15 protein-coding genes are annotated in these 17420 nt (G+C 52.0%); 3 read left to right on the forward strand and 12 right to left on the reverse strand.

Annotated elements, in window-relative coordinates:
• Positions 1 to 14 precede the first annotated feature (14 nt).
• The 3 genes from CLV58_RS21985 to CLV58_RS21995 all read left to right on the forward strand — a co-directional run bounded on the left by CLV58_RS21985 (position 15) and on the right by CLV58_RS21995 (position 2942).
• Positions 15 to 659 carry a DUF4956 domain-containing protein gene (locus CLV58_RS21985; protein ID WP_106140022.1) on the forward strand — a complete coding sequence of 215 codons (645 nt, stop codon included), beginning with the start codon at positions 15 to 17 and terminating at the stop codon, positions 657 to 659.
• Complete coding sequence (locus CLV58_RS21990) at positions 610 to 1362, forward strand: DUF2490 domain-containing protein (RefSeq protein WP_106139989.1); 753 nt, start codon at positions 610 to 612, stop codon at positions 1360 to 1362. Before CLV58_RS21985 ends, CLV58_RS21990 begins: the two co-directional genes overlap by 50 nt.
• A gap of 101 nt (positions 1363 to 1463) precedes the next feature.
• Positions 1464 to 2942 (forward strand): carbohydrate-binding domain-containing protein, encoded by a 1479-nt coding sequence (locus CLV58_RS21995; RefSeq protein WP_106139990.1) that lies wholly within the window; start codon positions 1464 to 1466, stop codon positions 2940 to 2942.
• A gap of 307 nt (positions 2943 to 3249) precedes the next feature.
• Here the strand turns inward: CLV58_RS21995 and CLV58_RS22000 are convergent, their stop codons facing one another.
• From CLV58_RS22000 to CLV58_RS22060, 12 genes are all read right to left on the reverse strand, one after another.
• Positions 3250 to 4296, reverse strand: a complete 1047-nt coding sequence (locus tag CLV58_RS22000) for a serine hydrolase domain-containing protein (RefSeq protein ID WP_211300885.1) — start codon at positions 4294 to 4296, stop codon at positions 3250 to 3252.
• Positions 4297 to 4359: 63 nt separating this feature from the next.
• The gene (locus CLV58_RS22005) at positions 4360 to 5577 is read right to left on the reverse strand and encodes a glycoside hydrolase family 88 protein (RefSeq protein WP_106139992.1); all 1218 of its coding nucleotides are present in this window, start codon (positions 5575 to 5577) and stop codon (positions 4360 to 4362) included.
• Between the two features lie 68 nt (positions 5578 to 5645).
• Entirely contained in the window at positions 5646 to 5903 is a 258-nt protein-coding gene (locus CLV58_RS28800; RefSeq protein ID WP_342748940.1) for a winged helix-turn-helix transcriptional regulator, read from the reverse strand.
• Between the two features lie 320 nt (positions 5904 to 6223).
• A complete protein-coding gene (locus CLV58_RS22015; RefSeq protein WP_342748941.1) occupies positions 6224 to 6643 on the reverse strand; it encodes an SDR family NAD(P)-dependent oxidoreductase in 420 nt (139 codons plus the stop codon).
• A 105-nt stretch (positions 6644 to 6748) separates the two neighbouring features.
• The gene (locus tag CLV58_RS22025; protein ID WP_106139994.1) at positions 6749 to 7768 is read right to left on the reverse strand and encodes a bestrophin family protein; all 1020 of its coding nucleotides are present in this window, start codon (positions 7766 to 7768) and stop codon (positions 6749 to 6751) included.
• A gap of 62 nt (positions 7769 to 7830) precedes the next feature.
• Complete coding sequence (locus CLV58_RS22030) at positions 7831 to 8745, reverse strand: SDR family oxidoreductase (protein ID WP_106139995.1); 915 nt, start codon at positions 8743 to 8745, stop codon at positions 7831 to 7833.
• Between the two features lie 43 nt (positions 8746 to 8788).
• On the reverse strand, positions 8789 to 9652 hold the full coding sequence (locus CLV58_RS22035; RefSeq protein WP_146141503.1) for a helix-turn-helix domain-containing protein: 864 nt from the start codon (positions 9650 to 9652) through the stop codon (positions 8789 to 8791).
• Entirely contained in the window at positions 9636 to 10139 is a 504-nt protein-coding gene (locus CLV58_RS28150; RefSeq protein ID WP_146141504.1) for a hypothetical protein, read from the reverse strand. Before CLV58_RS28150 ends, CLV58_RS22035 begins: the two co-directional genes overlap by 17 nt.
• Before the next feature lie 89 nt (positions 10140 to 10228).
• Positions 10229 to 11014 (reverse strand): SDR family NAD(P)-dependent oxidoreductase, encoded by a 786-nt coding sequence (locus CLV58_RS22045; protein ID WP_106139998.1) that lies wholly within the window; start codon positions 11012 to 11014, stop codon positions 10229 to 10231.
• 594 nt (positions 11015 to 11608) lie between these two features.
• Positions 11609 to 12880, reverse strand: coding sequence for a glucuronyl esterase domain-containing protein (locus CLV58_RS22050; RefSeq protein ID WP_106139999.1), 1272 nt, complete (start codon positions 12878 to 12880; stop codon positions 11609 to 11611).
• 93 nt (positions 12881 to 12973) lie between these two features.
• A complete protein-coding gene (locus CLV58_RS22055) occupies positions 12974 to 14887 on the reverse strand; it encodes a glycoside hydrolase family 97 protein (protein ID WP_106140000.1) in 1914 nt (637 codons plus the stop codon).
• Positions 14888 to 14973: 86 nt separating this feature from the next.
• Complete coding sequence (locus CLV58_RS22060; protein WP_106140001.1) at positions 14974 to 17349, reverse strand: heparinase II/III domain-containing protein; 2376 nt, start codon at positions 17347 to 17349, stop codon at positions 14974 to 14976.
• Positions 17350 to 17420 lie beyond the last annotated feature (71 nt).

Below are 17420 nucleotides of genomic sequence, written 5' to 3' on the forward strand. Positions count from 1 at the left end.
ATCCGCTTATTTCTATGTGTTTGCTTACCCAAAGCCTGGTCAGCCTGTTGGGCCTGTCCGATGGCTTGTTACTCCGTGCGGGTATCGACCTGCTAACCATCGTGGTACTGGTCCGGCTTATCTACTACCGTATTTACCGAAAAACCGACCTGTTCCTGACGTTTTTCGCCTTCAACTTCGTCATTTTCCTGATTACCTACCTGCTCAACCAGGTGCAGTTGTCCATTGGGGCCGCGTTTGGGTTGTTTGCTGTCTTCTCGATGCTGCGCTACCGTACAGAGGGGCTGTCGGCCAAGGATATGACCTACTTATTCGTGGTTATCGCGATTGGCCTGATCGCGGCTGTTCATCGGGGCAACGATGCGCAATTACTGGCTATTCACGGGGCAATTCTGCTGTGCGTTTTTCTGCTGGAGAGTAACTGGCTGTTTCGGCGCGAATGGAGCAAAGCGGTTCTGTATGATCGCCTTGATTTACTGGCCCCCGCACTGCGCGAACAACTGCTTCACGACCTGCGGATGCGGACGGGACTACCGGCCCACCGAATTGAAATTCAGGAACTTGATTTACTGAAAGATGCCGTCCGAATCATTCTTTACTACTACACCGATGCTCAATCGACTAAAACACGTACACCTGCCGACTCGCTGGCTCGCTAGTGGCCTGCTGCTCGGGTGCCTCGCCATTCCGTTTTACAGCTCAGCGCAAACCAGTGGTCTGGGGCTGTGGACCGGCGCTGATGCCGACCTTAGACTGACCAAAAAGTTTGTGCTGAACGCAAAAGCGCAGGTTCGGTTCAGCGATAACATTCAGGTAACCAGAGCTTACCTCGGTGAGCTGGGTTTTACCTACAAACTCACCAAGCACTGGGATATTTCCGCCTACTACCGCTACACGGGCCGTCTCAAACGGAACGATGAGAAAACCGGCTATTACTACCGTCCCTATCATCGGTTCTACGGCGAAGTCAACTACGGAACCAAACTGGGAAACGGTATTAAACTCGCCTATCGGCTACGTTATCAGAACCAGTTCAAAGATGATAACGATGCCACCGTATCCGACAAGAGTTACCTGCGCAACAAAGTAGAAATTTCCTACGGCAACCCGTCCCGATTTACGCCCTTCGTATCTGCCGATCTGTTTTACCGGATCGACCGGATCGATGGCGATAATGGGTTCGATCAGATTCGATATAAAACCGGAACAAACATCGAGTTCAATAAAATACACAGTCTCGATCTGTTCCTGTTCACCGACGCCCCGATCGGGTCCAGTACCGACAAGGCCGTTCCTATTCTGGGAGCCACTTACAAAGTGAATGTTGGCTTCGGCAAAGGCAAATCGAAGAAAAACCTGTAGCAAAAAAACAGGGTCAACAGGATTGGCCAGTCTGAAAAAATCCTGATAATCCGGTCAATCCTGTTAGAAAAACATTGGACCCAATCTAATTTTAAACAGCGATGAAAACGAATAACTGTCTCATACTGGCCCTTTTCTGGGTGGGTACCGCTTTTTTTTCGGGATGCAAAACCCCCGACGAGGTCAATCCGTCGGAAAGCAGCACCGACGGTACGTCTGTGCATGACGAAGCATCTGATTATGTCTGGAACAGTACCGACGTTATCCCGGTAACACTCAACGGCACCTCTATCACGGTTGGTGGAAGTGGCGCTACGGCTTCCGGCAGCAAGGTCACCATTACTTCGGCAGGCACCTACAGTTTCAGCGGCTCTCTCTCCGATGGCCAGATCATCGTCAATACGACGGACAAGGCGGTTGTCCGGCTTATTCTGAACGGAGTGTCCATTACCAGTGCCAACAGTGCCCCGATATACATTAAGGACTCGGGCAAAACGGTGATTGCATTGGCCGACAACAGCACCAATACACTTACTGACGGAACGGCGTATGTGTATGACGTGGTCGCCGACGAAGAGCCAAATGCCGCTGTGTTCAGTAAATCAGATCTGACTATTTTCGGTAACGGTGCACTGACTGTCAACGGTCGGTTTGGCGATGCAATTGCCAGTAAAGATGGCCTGATCATAAAAAGCGGTACCATTACAGTCAGCGCAGCTGATGACGGTATTCGGGGCAAAGACTACCTGATTATCGATGGTGGCCAGCTAAACGTAACGGCCAAAGCGGATGGCCTTAAATCCAGTAACGACGAAGACGCCACGCTAGACTACGTAACCATCAACGATGGCACCATCGCTGTTGCCGCCGGTGATGATGGTATCCACGCCGAGTCGAACCTGGTTGTCAATAACGGAACCATTACCATTTCCAAATCCTACGAGGGGCTGGAAGGCAAAACCATCACACTCAATCAGGGTACCATTCGCTTGGTCTCCAGCGACGACGGCGTCAATGTATCCGATGGTTCGGGGGGCGGAATGGGTACGGCTACCGGTAGCAGTAATCTGCTCACGATCAATGGTGGCTATTTACTAGTGAATGCCAGTGGCGACGGACTCGACGCCAACGGGTCCATCGTTATGACCGGCGGCACGGTTCTCGTTAATGGACCCAGCGGCAACGGAAACGGATCTCTCGACTACGATGGAACGTTTAAGATCAGTGGCGGTCTTCTGATTGCCGTTGGCAGTTCGGGCATGGCACAGGCTCCCGGCACAACCTCGACTCAGAACAGCGTTCTTATGACCTTTACCAGTAGTCAGGCGGCCAATAGCCTGGTTAACATTCAGTCGGCCGATGGGAAAAGTATTTTGACGTTCAAAGCTGCCAAGCAGTACCAATCGCTGGCGTTTTCATCGGCAGGTTTGGTGCAGGGTAGTACGTACAAGGTCTTTACGGGGGGCAGTGCAACAGGTACCAATACTGACGGGCTATTCACCGACGGTACGTATACAGCGGGAACCCAATACACTAGCTTCACGGTATCGAGTGTCGTAACGAAGGTAAATACGCGGTAAACGTGACCTGTTCACTACTTTTACGGCACATCCCGAATTAGCTGTACAATGCTTAGGTCCGGTAAATAGCTGCGGGCGCATCCTGATACTATTGATTGCGCGATATCTGGGCCGTAAAGAACTTTGGGCTCATTTGAATTCGTCCGGGCCTCTGCCCAATTGAGGACTTGCCAAAAGCCAATTTAGCCCGCTTAACGACGGGGCTGCACCAACAAGAAACCTCTCCGGCATTGCCGGAGAGGTTTACCAAACCAACCTATGATAGGTTTGCGTCTACAATCTAAATTGTTGAAACAACGTTTCAAACTCAGGGCTTGCGCGATTTACTCGTCACTTGCCGTACCAGTCCGGGCAGAGCAGGGCTGGCGTAAAAGGCGTTGAACGAATCGACTCGGGCGGGGCCGTTCACGTCGAGGTGAGTCAGAAAAAAGCCGTACAGATTCGCCGTTCGGTCGATCCACGGGTAGGCACCCGCCCAGCTTGGGCTGGTGAGCAAAGTCGACCTCCCACGAGCGTCGACTTCGGCCCGCCACTCGCCCAGACCGTACAGATCGGTATGCGGGCGGTACGCCGTTCGGATATAGGAATCGGCACGTATATCGGCTTTTCCAACCTGATCGGCCTGCATGGCGGCCAGCGCAGTTGTCGAGAGAATACGGTTGCCCTTGTAGAGCCCACCGTGGTAAATCATATCCAGAAAACGGATATAATCGTGGAGTGTGCTTCGGGCTCCCCCACCCAGCATCGGGCTGTGTCCATCCGCCGAATCGACAGGTGTAAACCGGGTTGCCGTCATGCCCAGCGGTCGGGCAATTTTTGTCTGAAACAAGGTCTCCCAGTCGTTACCCGTAGCCAGTTCGGCCATCCGCCCCGCCACCTGCATCGCCAGCCCTCCGTACAAAAATCGGGTGCCGGGTAGCGCATCGAGGGGCAGCGGTTTGATGTGCGCGACGGATTCGGTCAGCGTCTGGTACCGGTCGACCAGATGTCCGACGGGCTGATAATCCGGGTAACCGGCGGTATGAGAAAGCAACTGCCGGAGCGTGGCCTGCCCCTTCGCGTCGGTCCAGTCGGGTAGCCATTTAACGACTTTATCGTCCCATGACAGTTTTCCCTCATCGACCACGGCGGCAAAGGTAGCTGCCGCCAGCCACTTCCCCGCCGACGCGATGTACACCTGCGTTTGCGGGGAGTATGAGCCAAAATACTGTTCGTAAACTTGTTTATCGTTCTTGATAATCAGCATTGACGCACCAGAATAATAGCCTTTATCCACCCACTGCCGGATCTGCCGGGTAAGGGGGGTAAAATCGTAAGCGGGTTGAGCGCATACCCAACCACACAGAAGGGTCATCAAACACGTAATAACGGCCCGTTTTTTCATTTCGCTCAGACAGTATCGGAGTCTGGATCAGGTTTACAGATTTGCCAGAATCGGTTTACCCGTTTGTAGCTTTTTCAGGCGTATCAGCGCTTCGATGTAGTAATAATCAGCGTAATTGATTGACGCATCGACCTCGCTGTTGTTAGGTTTGTGCCCCGTGCTGTGCAGCAAAAAGGCATCATTGACCTGACGGCTCTGGTAATTTGCCGACGACAGACTTTCCAGCATCTGCTCCGCTTTGGCGCGGTAAGTGGCCGCTTTGGCTTTGTCTTTCACAAAGGTTGAGAGCTCCAGCAGAGCCGAGGCCGTAACCGCAGCCGCCGATGCATCCCTGGGGGCACTTGGAATGTCCGGGGCACTGAAATCCCAGTACGGAATCAGATCCTTGGGCAGGCGTTTTAGGTACACGTCCGATACGTTTTGGGCAAAATCCAGAAACTTGGGATCTTTCGTTTCCCGGTAGGTCATCGTGTAGCCGTAGATTGCCCAGCTTTGCCCCCGCGCCCACATCGAATTGTCGGCGTAACCCTGGTGCGTAACCCCCTTGATCTTCTTTCCCGTTTCGCGGTCATACACCACCACGTGGTAAGAGGTATAATCGGGCCGGAAATGGTTTTTCATGGTCGTTGTCGCATGCGATACGGCTATGTCGTACAGGTGCTTGCCTCCCCCGTTTTTCGACGCCCAGAACAGCAGTTCCAGGTTGATCATGTTGTCCATGATGGTGTTGTGCTGGGGCCACTCCATGTTCGGTACCGAGCGTGGCCACGACAGAATGGTGCCGACCTTTGGATTGAACAGCGTAGCCAGCGTATCGGCGGTAGCTAGCAGTTTTTTTTTGTAGTCAGCATTACCCGTCAGCCGCAGACCGTTGCCGAAACTGCAATACATCTGAAAGCCCAGATCATGGTCGACGGCTTTCTGAAAAGCGAGTGGTGTCAGCTCCCGCGTAAAGGAATCGGCTTTGGCCTTCCAGGCGGGGTCTTTGGTGTATTCGTAGATGTACCAGAGCGTACCCGGCCAGAAGCCGCTGGTCCAGTCTTTATAGCTGATGTAATTCCAGTTCTTTTTGCCGTTCAGGATGTTACGGGGTAAATTCGGCTCGGTGGCGGGGAGTGACGCAGCGGTTTTGGTTGCCTGTTGCACGCAGTACGTCAGAGCCGGGTCGACGGGAAAGCGGTCCCGGCTAAGCGTAAACCCGCAAAGGGCAACAAGCAAAATAAGGACAACACTGAATCTGGAGGATGACATGGTAGGAATACGATTCGGTTACTGGTAAATAGACACCCAGACCCGAAGCGTACTCTTTTTAATCTAATTCATTTTTGGGCTGTTATGAAAAGAAAAAAGTTGGTGTATCTATGCATGGCAATAATGACCTCATCCAGCGGTTCGCTATAGGGCGTCAGGGCGTATTCACCCGTGACTGGCTTGCTATTGCAAACCGTTCGGGTGACCAGCCCATTCATTTCCAGTTCCTGTAATTCCTTGGATAAGATTCGGGGAGAAATGTCAGCCTCGCGGGCTAATTCAGGAAATCGTCGTTTGCCTTCCCGCAGGATGGAGATCAGTGTCAGTTTTCATTTGCCATCCAGCGTATCCTGAATGGTCCACCTGGCTTTGACGCATTCATCGTCGTTACTTACGTAGTATTTAGGCTCCTTTTCCATAGTCCTTTTGAGCACTGTCTTAGCCCCCTATCAACTGGACAGGTTTTCTGAAAAGGCGGACCACCGCGTGGTTGTTTCGTAAACAATCTGTGCCTCATCCCATTTCTGTTGAGGTCCGGGCCGCCGGCCGGGCAGGCTTCGAGCTTCTACGCCGTCGGGTGGTGATGACGTCAGGATGAGCAGATGCGGGAAATGAAGTCAGCGAACACCCCGCAAAGCTATGCCGTTCACCAAAAGTGACGAAGAAACACTTTGGCCGGAATACATACTTTTTTGCATTTTTCAATGGATATTTCATGCAAAAGACCAAACTCGCCTGATATACCGGCGTTGTTTACAGCCAGATGAAGTCCATCAAATCGGTTGACCATCAGCTCAATGGCTTTTTTCACGTCGGCGAGGTTTGACACGTCATCAGGTATAGCGATGGCCTGGCCACCCGCTTCAACGATTTCGGCTTCCAACTCATAAAGCGGTGTTGGCCGTCTAGCCATTAATCCGACACTGGCCCATTGGCGGCCAGCATTTTGGCGATAGCCGCTCCAATACCGACCGATGCACCGGCAATTAAAGCGACCTTGCCGTGAAATGAAATTTCCGTGCTGATTTGATTTTAGGAAAATTAACGCTCGAACTGAAGTAGGAATTTAGTTGGCTCGTAATCGTCACGTACTAGCTTCCTTGCCACCCGTGAACATTTGGACCTGTAAGCCACACAAATGACTGTAGAAGTTTACTACATGCTTACGAAGTTACATCAACACACCGTCTTTTGCTGTAATAGGCGAAGGTGTATTGGTAATTCCGATGGCTTGCAACATATCGATTTCGATTGACCGGGTGATACTGGTTATAGGCACATCGTAGACTAAGCCCTCAAAAGGAATCTCGGAGTAATCACTGTTAATTTCCATGAAGTAGAAAATTAGGGAGATGATCACCGAAAACGGGACCGTTAGCCAAACCAGTAACTCACTCGATTTGCTTAATTCGCCAAGCATTCCTAAAGGCAGTAAGAAGCAGAAGATACGAAGCGAGAGATGCAACATCATCGAGTACTGGAGCGGATAAGGAAAGTTTTTCAACCGTTCATTTTTCCCTTGGTGCTCCAGCAATTTGTTAAGGTGGTTCTGTAATTCGAACAGTCGGAAATCGTCAATGATGGCAAGCTCCCGAATGATCGCCAGTTGCTGACCTTGGTTATTGAGCAACCCGGCTGCCGGATTTGCTTTTTTTAATACGGCCTGTATCTCGTCGGCTTGTAAATACTTAGCCAAGTCCTGACTTAGGTCCGTGCTGATGCCAAACTCAGCCTGATACTGTTGCCGGAAGCGTTCGTTCAACTCTTTGGTGTGCTCCCAGTCTTGTCGCTTGTGCCGCAAATAAAACTTGTGCGCATAAAGCCAAGCAATATGTCGATGAACCAAATCTGCCTTAATCGCCTGAATTTCTTCAGAACCAAAAGTAGCGTTCAGCGGCTTCTTCAGGTAGGTATTGAGCATAAAGGCCCAGGCCCGGCTATCATTGACGATAGCGCCCCAATTTTTCCGGGCCTCCCAGAGCCGGTCGTAGGAGGCATTATTTTTGAACCCGAGGTAAAATGATAAGGCTGTTCCAATCAGCGATACGGGAAGGAAAGGAACGGCTATATATTTCCAACCAACATATTCGTATAAAAGGACAACGACTACACTCCAGAGCGTAAACAGGACAATATAGTTTGATGCATAGCTAAATAAGCTTCGGATCGGATACTTTTTATTGACATACATAAGTAATTGAGTTTGTTTGCTTCTCTGAATAGTATTAGAACTGACCCGACAAACTCGATTCGTTATTTAATTAAATCTGGCTCTATGTTCATTTCCATTTTTGCGACCCGCCGACCAAAAAGTCGTGTAAAGAAACCAATCTCAGGCTTCGTCATGGGGCTTTTCATGATCCGCAATTGTAACTTCTGGAATACCCGTTCTGGTAATAGCTTCTTCATTCGGTCTAGGAACTTAGCGTCACCACCCGCAATGATGTTGATTGGACCCCTGGGGTTATTGGCGGCTTTGATCATTTCCTCCACCACATTGACAGGAACGGTCGCCGGAAGCTTTGTCTGAGCTAGCAGGAACGTTTTATAGTATTGCCTGTAAGGTTGGTAGGCTGGATTGTCAGCCGCGGCTCCCTGCTCCAGTTTGGTGAATATCTTGGTGGCATGCGTGCCAGGGTAAATGACTTTAACCTGGATGTTGAAGGGTGCCAACTCGATGCCCAGCGCTTCGCTCAGACCCCGAACTGCCCATTTACTGCTGCCATAAGCGGCAATGAATGGATAATTGAATAAACCACTCGATGAAGACAGGTTAATAAACGTGCCGCCACCGTGCTGCCGAAAGTGACTGATAAATGATTTGGTAACCGCAAAGACCCCGAAGATATTCGTTTCGTACTGATGAACGATCTGTTCCATACTAGTCGTCTCAGTGGGTCCCATCAGGCAATAACCGGCGTTATTAATGACTACGTCAATCCGCTTAAAATCAGCAATGACCGCTTTGGCTACTTCTTCCACCTGCGCGTTATTAGACGTATCTAAGCTGTAGAGTTTAACCGTTGGAAATTCGTCAAACAGACCGGGGTGATCGGCTTTATTGCGGACCGTAGCAGCAACCTGCCAACCTTCCTGGGTAAAACGCTCGACAGCAACCTTACCAAATCCTGAGTTAGTACCACTAATAAACACGGTTTTATTTTTCATAAGCTGAGTTGCTTTAACGAATTGATTACTAACAATTTATTTCTTATTGACCAGTTAATAAGGTTGACGGCGCAACACCAAACTGCTGCTTGAAGGCGTACGAAAAGTGAGATAGGTTCTCAAAACCTACCTCCAGGTAGACCATTGATGGATTCATTTTTTTATTCTGGATCAGGTGGTGCGCTTCTTCCAGACGTTTCTGTTTTAACCACTGGCCTGGTGTAGACCGAAATACCTTTTCAAAATCTCGTTTGAAGCCCGCCCGACTGCGTCCTGTCATCCGTGCAAATGCGTCAATGGATACATTAAACATAAAGTGCTGCACCATAAACGCTTCCAGATCAACTTTATAAGGATCGCTAAAGTCAAGTAGCAAGCCAGTTAGATCGAGCTGGATACTTAAGATAAGTTCAAGCGCTTCTTGGCACTTGAGGTTGGTTAAGATCGAATTAGTTGGCGCTGGATGATGGAGATAAGGCTTTATTGACTCAAAGAAACTGGTTAAAAAGATATTGGTTGGCAGTTCAATCCGGTTAGGGCCCTGGTAAGGTTTCGTTGAGAATATACCCCGCTGAATGCTATACCGCCGGAGCAACTCCTGCTCAAAGAAGATTGAAACCGATTCGAATGATCCACCAGAAGGCGGAGTTTTGATTGTCTTTACAAGCTGATTGCGTTTGATCAATACAAAACTACCCGCCCCAAACGTTTGTACACCCTCAACCGACTTGAACTGAATATCACCGGATTCTACATAGATCAAGGAGTGAAATTCGACAAACTGTTCTACCGCCCGTTGCTCTCGACTAGTACACGAATAGAGAATAGGACTGCTGGACGTGTCTGACTGGGCTTTCATCGGTAGTTTGTCTCGGCTTGTTGCGTCACGATCACGAAAGAGTTTCAATGATGTGCTGATGATACTGGGTAGCTCGCTCTTCGGAAAAATAATCAATCAGGAGGATGGAGAAACCCGTGATCAGCAAACATATGGCTACACTTTTCCAGAGCGGAGCTGTCGTGAACAGAAATACCAGCATACCAATCAGGAATAATCCACCCACGACATAGCGGGTCAGCGGATACCACTTCATGAACGATTCAGTACGTATTTTTTCCTGCTGAACAAACTGCGCCGGATTTGCTTGGTAAGCCATCGAAAAAGCGTTGATTCGAGCCCGGTTACTTCGCATCATGCTTAAGCCGGTCCCAACATGTAATAAGCTGACAACCAGCAAAGGAATTACTAAGGCTTTTGCATTTGGCGTTGTGCCCGTCCGCCAGAGAATCAGGGTGACCAGCGTACACAAGCAACCGAAAAGAAGCACAATTCGGCCTTCCAGTATTTCCCCCTGGCACCAGTCAATGGTGTATCTAATGAACCGTTTATTCATAAGGCTTGTAGGTTTGGTTAAGCTTGCCCAACTAGGCTATACAGAGTTGGGCAAGTTTCTTACAGGAGCAAAACTTAGCGATTAGTTGATTATTTAGCTTGAAAGCCGCCATCAATGCTTAATATGTGTCCCGTTACGAACGACGCTGAATCAGACAGCAGCCAGGCAATGCCTTCTGCCATTTCACTTGGATTACCCATTCGATTCATGGGTTGCATAGCCGATACCGTTGGATAGTCGTATTGACCCAGCGAAATGGCTCCGGCAATAATTTCGGTATTGGTAGTTCCCGGAGCAATTGCATTAATACGGATATTGTCGGTGGCATAATCCAGTGCGCCGGATTTGGTCAGCCCCACGACCGCATGTTTGGTGGCCGCATAGGCCCCTGAGTAAGGCATACCATTCAGACCCGCAATCGACGCCAGGTTGACAATCGAGCCACCGCCGTTTTCGAGCATTTGGTTGATTTGATACTTCATGCACAAAAAGACGCCCATTACGTTGGTATGTAACATCTTCTCAAACAAATCGGGATCAGAATCACCAATCCGTTTTGTTTCCAGGGTAATACCAGCATTGTTGACAGCCATATCTAAACGGCCATACCGCTGCACGGTAAACTCAATCATTTGCTTGATGCTGTCCTCTTGGTTCACATCACCAAACACAAATGAAGCTTCTCCACCTTGTGCGTTAATAGCGTTAACGAGTTCTTTACCCGCTTCTTCACGTCGGCCGCTAACAACCACTTGTACACCTCTGCTAGCCAAAATAAGAGCCGTTTCTTTACCAATGCCGGTGGTGCCTCCGGTGATTAAAGCCACTTTTTTCGTTTTGTTTGCGTCTTTAGTTGTCTCGGTTACCGATTCCATTGTCATGTTGATTTAAGTTTTGACAAAGGTCAGGCCGAAACAAAGGGGTTTGTTTGGTGTGGGGCTCAAACTCGCTTTGTTGTCAGGCTCATTAACAATCTATCTTTTGTCGTACTGATTTCTCCTCATTTGAACAGAACCAACTAGCAGGAAGATTGTCGAAAACTGATTTTATAGTAGTATTTTGCTGCATTGAAGGCCCGGCTATCTTGAACCCAATAAAGTGAGCCAGTGAAAAGTAGAGTAAAAAACTAACTTTCACAGGTTCACAAAAGGCGACTATTTTATGGACTATACTCTTTGTTGCCGGATTGCATCAGCACCTTTACCCTATGCGGCTCACAAAGCAAATCTTAACTGGCAATCAGCCGTTATAGGTTATCTTGTAGTTCAATTTACTGATAGGTCCAGGCTCATCATTGTAAGAATGACGACCTGTCTACCAAGCATCCTTCCCGCACGAGTCATCTCGCACTTCTGTATATATTTCACAGCCCGGCGGACCGGAACTTATGCTCTGTTCGGACCATAGCGCACGCTAGCATTGAGGCAGTACACGTTCCCTCTGCCAGCCAGCCTAAGCAAAAAGAAAGGTTACTTCTTTTTAAAATGCGTGTCCAAAAATTGCAGAAAATAGCGCCAGTCCAGGTTCGTAACGTCGTGGCCTCCCGTTCGGAGGTGGTAGCCGATGGTACCCTGCACGGAGGTGTTGAGGGGTGGTATCGTCGGGGTGGGTAGCCCGTCTCGCCCGAACAGTTTATAGACAACACTGGCCGCTTTAGCCGACTCGAACTCGCCAATCGGGTCGGCTCCCTTGTCCTCCTCGGCACTGGCGATGTAGACGGGACGGGGCGCTAACAGGGCAATAACTTCGTGCTGATCGAACGGCAGCAGCGTGTCCTTATCCATATACTGCCGGAGGTTGGTGCTGTACCAGTGCGGAAAAACGGTGCAGAGCCGCCGGATGGATTCGCCCTGACCCCGCCGGAATAGCTTAGCGCCCCCCGAACCCGATTCGTTGCTGAGCACAGCCGCAAACCGCTCGTCGGTTACGCCCGCCCAAAGGGCCGCCTTACCCAGCCGCGACCAGCCAAATACCGCCACCCGTTTCCCATCGATGGCGCGGTCGATTTGCATGTAGTCCATAATTCGGCTTAGTCCCCACGCCCAGGCGGTAATCGTTCCGAAGTTGTCGGGGCGGTTTTGCCAGTCGGGGTAGGCTCTGTGTACGCCCGTGGAGAAGCGGGTGGCCGGTACGTCGGACGCCATATCTTCCCGGTAGGCCGTCACCAGCGCGTAGCCGCGATCCAGGATACTGTCCAGCGGCCATTGGCGGGCGTTGATACCCCGGCAGGCTTCCGTGGCCCGGTTGTCGGTCACGCAATCCAAATCAACATACGGATTGTTTTTGCCCGCTTCCAGGTAACTGGTAGCGAGACGAATACCGGGGTCGGTACTGATGCTGTGATTTCCCCAGAAGTTCAGACCCACGATAGCGGGAACGGGCCTACGCACTCGATTCGGGAGGTACAGCAACACGTCGATGCGAGGGCCGTCGGGTTTTCCGTTGATATAGATGGCGACCTGTTTGCGGGTTGCTTTGCCGCCCAGCGCCGTGGCATCCGTATCGAACACCTGGAAGGTCATGCCAACTGGCTTTCCAGGCGAGCGACCATACACCTGACTCGTAAACAACTCGATCAGCTCGGGTCGGCGTACCCGTTGCCACTCGCGGGCGGTGGTCACGCGCTGCCCGTTGCTACGTACCAATGGGTCCGGCAGTCCCGGCTTCGACTGCGCCAGCACCTGCCCCGCCAACCCGACGAAGTAAAGCCCACTAACCCAAGAAAAGCGCCCGATCGACATATCGTTTAGGAGAAATTTAAAGACTATTTGCCCAGCCTTTTACCATGGTTTTGTCATCCTGGCAAAGGACCGGGCCGACAGAAAATTGAGCGCTTACTTCGCCGGTGTCAGCCAGAGGGCCTGCCCGCCACGCGGTAACAGCTTCATCTCCAGCGACTGACCACCTTTTATGGACTGGGTCGACACACGGACCTGCGTTTTGGTCGGCACGGTCGGGTCGTCGGTGTAAAGGTGCGCTACGTAAAGTTTGCCCGGCGGCAGAAAATCGAGCGGCAGCGACAGGGTGCGGCTATCGTTGTTGGTAATCGTACCCACAAACCAGTCGTCTCCACTCCGCCGGGCAATGGTCACGTACTCCCCGATGGCGTCGTGAATCACTTTCGTGTCGTCCCAGACGGTGGGCACCTTGTCGAAAAACTCGATTTCTGGCTCGCCACCGTACTGCGCCGGTTTGTCGTACCAGAACACCGATTGCAGCGGACTGTACGAAATAACGTTCATCGCCAGCTGGTGCGCGTGGGTGTTTTTTAGCCGCTTGTCGTAGTAGCAGATCGTATAGTCCCCCGCTCCGGCCAAATAGCGCGTGAAGGGTAGTACCGTGTTATGAGTAGCGTCGGGAAACTCCTCGTTGCCCCGGATGCCTTCCTGCGTCATCACGTTGGGGTACGTTCGGCTGGTACCCGTCGGGCGGTATTCGTCGTGGATATTCACCATCAGGTCGTTTTCCAGGGCTTTGCGTTTGGCTTCGGTGAGCCAGGTCATCCAGCGGTGCGATCCTACTTCGACAAACCCGAACTTAACGCCTTTGACACCCCATTTTTTATAGAGCGGAAAAATCTCGTCCATCTGCTTGTACAGCGCCTGCAGGTTCACGTACAGAATCACGCCCACGTTTTTCGATTTCCCGTAGGCAATCACCTGCGGCATATCGATGGGGGCCACCACCTGCCGGGCGTCCGAATTGAAGGTAAACGCCGGGCCGTACCATTTCCAGTCGAAAAGGATGTATTGCAGGTTGTGGGCAGCCGCAAAATCGATGCACGACAGGGCACCCTGCGTGGTCAGCGTCACCTCCCGCATCATCTTACCCGGCTTGATCCAGTCGGTGTTAGTCACCGCAGCGGGCGGGTTCAGATTGAGCATGATGTCGTTGTTTTCCAGTAGCTTACCCAGCCGGTTCGCTACCATCACTACCCGCCAGGGCGTGCCCACGTCCGACATCAGATCGACGCTTTCGTACAGCGACGTAACGACCGTGTTGGCTTTAGTGGCGGAGAGCTTGAACTTGGTCATGGCGTAGTCGGTCAGTTGTGCTTCGGCCAGCGAAGCATACAAACCGTTGGGCAACGACAGGGTCAGCGGACGTTCCGAATTCTCGGGCCAGCGGTCCGTCGCACGGCCAGATAAGGGCAATGCCTGATAGGCTCCCTGCGCCCAGGCCGTGTACCAGGCTTTGGTGTCGGCGGGCAAGGTAAACTCCGAGTTTTCGGCCATCACGCGGTAATACAGGCCGTTGGGTTGCTCGGGGAAGAAATACCGAAACGCGATACCCGAATCATACGCCCGAAAAATGACGTGCAACGAATAATCCGGTGCATCGGGTTTCTGAAGCTGAACCTCCAACTGGTTGTAGTGATCCCGAATCAGGCTGCGCTCGCCATACACCGGCTTCCAGGTCGTGTCCTTCGCCGTTCTGACGACGTTTTTAATCACCAGATTGTCGCACCAGTTGACCCCCTGCGTACCGGGTGGCGTGGTCACTTTGTGGGCCATAGCGTGCTCGAACACATGATTGTCGATCTGCACGCCCAGCCCCGACTCCAGAATAACGGGTTTGCCGTCGTAGTTGACGTGGTAGGTCATCTGCTTCCGACCGGGGCCCGTTTCTTTCTGCTCAAAAACAACTTCCAGCTTCCCATCGGGTGATTGCAGGCGGGTTTCGGGCGTTTGGGCGAACGCTGTCTGTATCGATAAAACGCAGGCAAGCAATAAACTAAAACGAAGCATAGGTAAAAGGTTTTGACAGGATTAACAGGGTTGACAGGATTAACCCGGGCATATCCTGCCAATCCAGTTAATCCTGTCAATAAAAGTCATTTCGTTTGATCGACGTCAATTCGCAACAACTTACCCGAATCGTAGGCGGGCGAAACGTCCTTATTGTTCACATTAAGTTTAGTTACGTTTTCGAATCCCAGCGAGGCCTCGATCAGCGGCTGCCCCTGAAGTTGAACATTCAGTTGAGAACCCGTGTGACCGGTACGCCGGAGCGGGTCCGACGTCCGGGCCGCGTGCAGGAACACTTTAGACAGCGAACTCAGCAGCGGCTTACCGCTTTTGCGGAGGTAGCTGCCGTTGCCAACAAAGAAGGAAGATAGCTGAGTCAGATCCTGCCGGTTAGCCCCTTCGGGAAATGTGATAGCCGACAGATACGCGTCGGTTTGCCAGTCGCCGATGGTCAGGTTGGCGTTGCGGTGCATCAATCGACCGTCGGCCAGCAGGTTGATGTATACTTCCGTTACCTGCCCGTTTTGGGTGATGCGCAGGCCCAGGTAGTTGGTACCTTCAAACTTCTCGATGGTCGGCAGGTTGCTCCGCCCGGCCGCGCCCGAAGCGCCCGACGAACCCGTGGCCGTCTGAATCGACTGGTTGGTTTCATCGAGCAGCAGAATCGCGTTGACCAGCTTGGTACGATCCGTTTTTTCGGGGAGAGACAGCACGTAGTACGGAATCTTGACGTTCGTGGTGCGGTCCTGCAAGCCGTATTCGGTGCGGTATTTTAGTTTTTCGGGAAAATCGTGCGGGTAACCCAGCGGCAGGGTCTCGGGGTACAGGGGCCGAAACAGAATACCCGCCTTGTCCTTCGTGATTTCCAGATCAGGACCGCGCTTGACGGCTTTATCGGCGTAGTGCAGCAGGAAATCGAACTGACCGCTGTCGTACGTTTTCAAATCGTCGATGATCAGAATCACGTTGCCGATCCAAAGAAAATTTCGGTAGTTCCGCAGGAAGTTCCGCGCCGTGGGGCCGGTAGCATCGGCCAGCATGTATTTCAGCGAACCGCCGTCGAGCAGGTTGTAGAGGTGCCCCGGATTTTTTACGGCGTTGTACTGATCGCGGGCGTCCTGCGCTTCGCCGTTGAACATCACCACATTATGGGCCTGACTCTTCACGAAGTAGCTGCTGTACTCTGGATTACCGTACCCCACGTCGCCCCCGTCGATGAGCAGGTTTTCGCCCTTGTGGTACAGCACAAACGACCCGGCATCGGCGTGGGCGTGGTTCCAGGTATAGCCGCTTTTTACGCCCAGCAGCGTCGCATCGGGTTTCCACGACGACCGGAGCGTACCCCAGCCCATCGAGCCATACATCGCCGACGGGGGCAATCCCGGTGTTGCCGGGACGGGTTTGTTTTCGGGCTGGTACAAGAGACCCATCGGTGTGCCAACGTTCAGATCTTCCCGAAACGGGGTCTTCCCGGTCTGCTGAATGTACCAGTAGTAATCGTCGGTGCCCAGACCCAGCGCCAGCATCAGCTTGGCTGGCCGTTCACCGTTGGCAAAGTCGTTGCTGTCGCCGAAATTCAGCGACATTGACGGCTTGTCGCCACTTCGTGGGTAAGCCGCGTGCATAAACCAGTCGACCGTTTTTTGCAGCAGGTTATCGTAGGGCATCGTCCGTTTGCCCAGCGCGTTGGTATACGCCAGCCGAAACTGGAGGTATTCACTCACGCCATAATTGGCATAGCTGATACTTTCGTAAAAACCGCCCGCCAGGTCGAAGTTGGCCGGTTTGTTTTCCAGAATACTCCCCGAAAAAGCAAACCACTGGCGACTATTCTGCATAATATCGGTGGCCCACTGACGAGCCTGGGGCTGCTCGTTCATCACCGCCAGCGAGGCAATGCCCGCTTCGAACACGATGGCCGCCCACCAGTTGTGGCCCATGTTGTCGAGCGACTGAATGCGTTTGTCTTTCGATACCCAGTCGGCAATCGACGGTTCGATACCCAGCTTCACAATGCGGTCGGCAATGGCCCGGCGCTCGTCGTTGGTCAGGGCGTTGTAGATGGCATCGAACGTAACCGACGCCGTCCAGTTGTTGTGGCTGGTGCCCAGGCCCGCATTCCAGCGGGGGGTCCGGTCGTCCATCCCATCCCAGAAAGCGCGGCCCGTCAGGTCATTGAGCAGCGTTTTGGCGCGGTCGGCGTAGCGTTTGTCGCCGGTCATGGTATAGGCCAGCGCGAGTTGTTCCATGTTTCCGCCCTTCGGTTCCGCTACCCATTTATCACAGCGTTGCTGAATGGCATTCCAGCGATTGGCCAGCAACGTATCGGTTTTGATCCGCTCTTTCAGCCGCCCGGTCCGCTCAGGGGTGTAGAACAGGTACGGGTGAGGTTTCGTCGGTTGCGCTTTTAGGGCGGCTACTGTACCGAAAAGACCAAACAGCAACAAGGTTAAAAGTCGCATAATCGAAACGTAGTTATCGGTTGGTTTAATGGCGTAGCGTTGCCTGCTCTACAGCGTGGCCAACTACGTAC

The sequence above is a fragment of the Spirosoma oryzae genome, assembly GCF_003002825.1.
GTDB lineage: Bacteria > Bacteroidota > Bacteroidia > Cytophagales > Spirosomataceae > Spirosoma > Spirosoma oryzae.

Bases quoted from the DNA above. Each gene is read 5' to 3' on its own strand.
- CLV58_RS22030 (WP_106139995.1), bottom strand. From the start codon at position 8,745: ATGAAAAATAAAACCGTGTTTATTAGTGGTACTAACTCAGGATTTGGT.
- CLV58_RS22050 (WP_106139999.1), bottom strand. From the start codon at position 12,880: ATGTCGATCGGGCGCTTTTCTTGGGTTAGTGGGCTTTACTTCGTCGGG.
- CLV58_RS22045 (WP_106139998.1), bottom strand. From the start codon at position 11,014: ATGGAATCGGTAACCGAGACAACTAAAGACGCAAACAAAACGAAAAAA.
- CLV58_RS22025 (WP_106139994.1), bottom strand. From the start codon at position 7,768: ATGTATGTCAATAAAAAGTATCCGATCCGAAGCTTATTTAGCTATGCA.
- CLV58_RS22000 (WP_211300885.1), bottom strand. From the start codon at position 4,296: ATGACCCTTCTGTGTGGTTGGGTATGCGCTCAACCCGCTTACGATTTT.
- CLV58_RS22055 (WP_106140000.1), bottom strand. From the start codon at position 14,887: ATGCTTCGTTTTAGTTTATTGCTTGCCTGCGTTTTATCGATACAGACA.
- CLV58_RS21985 (WP_106140022.1), top strand. From the start codon at position 15: ATGTGTTTGCTTACCCAAAGCCTGGTCAGCCTGTTGGGCCTGTCCGAT.
- CLV58_RS21995 (WP_106139990.1), top strand. From the start codon at position 1,464: ATGAAAACGAATAACTGTCTCATACTGGCCCTTTTCTGGGTGGGTACC.
- CLV58_RS21990 (WP_106139989.1), top strand. From the start codon at position 610: ATGCTCAATCGACTAAAACACGTACACCTGCCGACTCGCTGGCTCGCT.
- CLV58_RS28150 (WP_146141504.1), bottom strand. From the start codon at position 10,139: ATGAATAAACGGTTCATTAGATACACCATTGACTGGTGCCAGGGGGAA.
- CLV58_RS22005 (WP_106139992.1), bottom strand. From the start codon at position 5,577: ATGTCATCCTCCAGATTCAGTGTTGTCCTTATTTTGCTTGTTGCCCTT.
- CLV58_RS22060 (WP_106140001.1), bottom strand. From the start codon at position 17,349: ATGCGACTTTTAACCTTGTTGCTGTTTGGTCTTTTCGGTACAGTAGCC.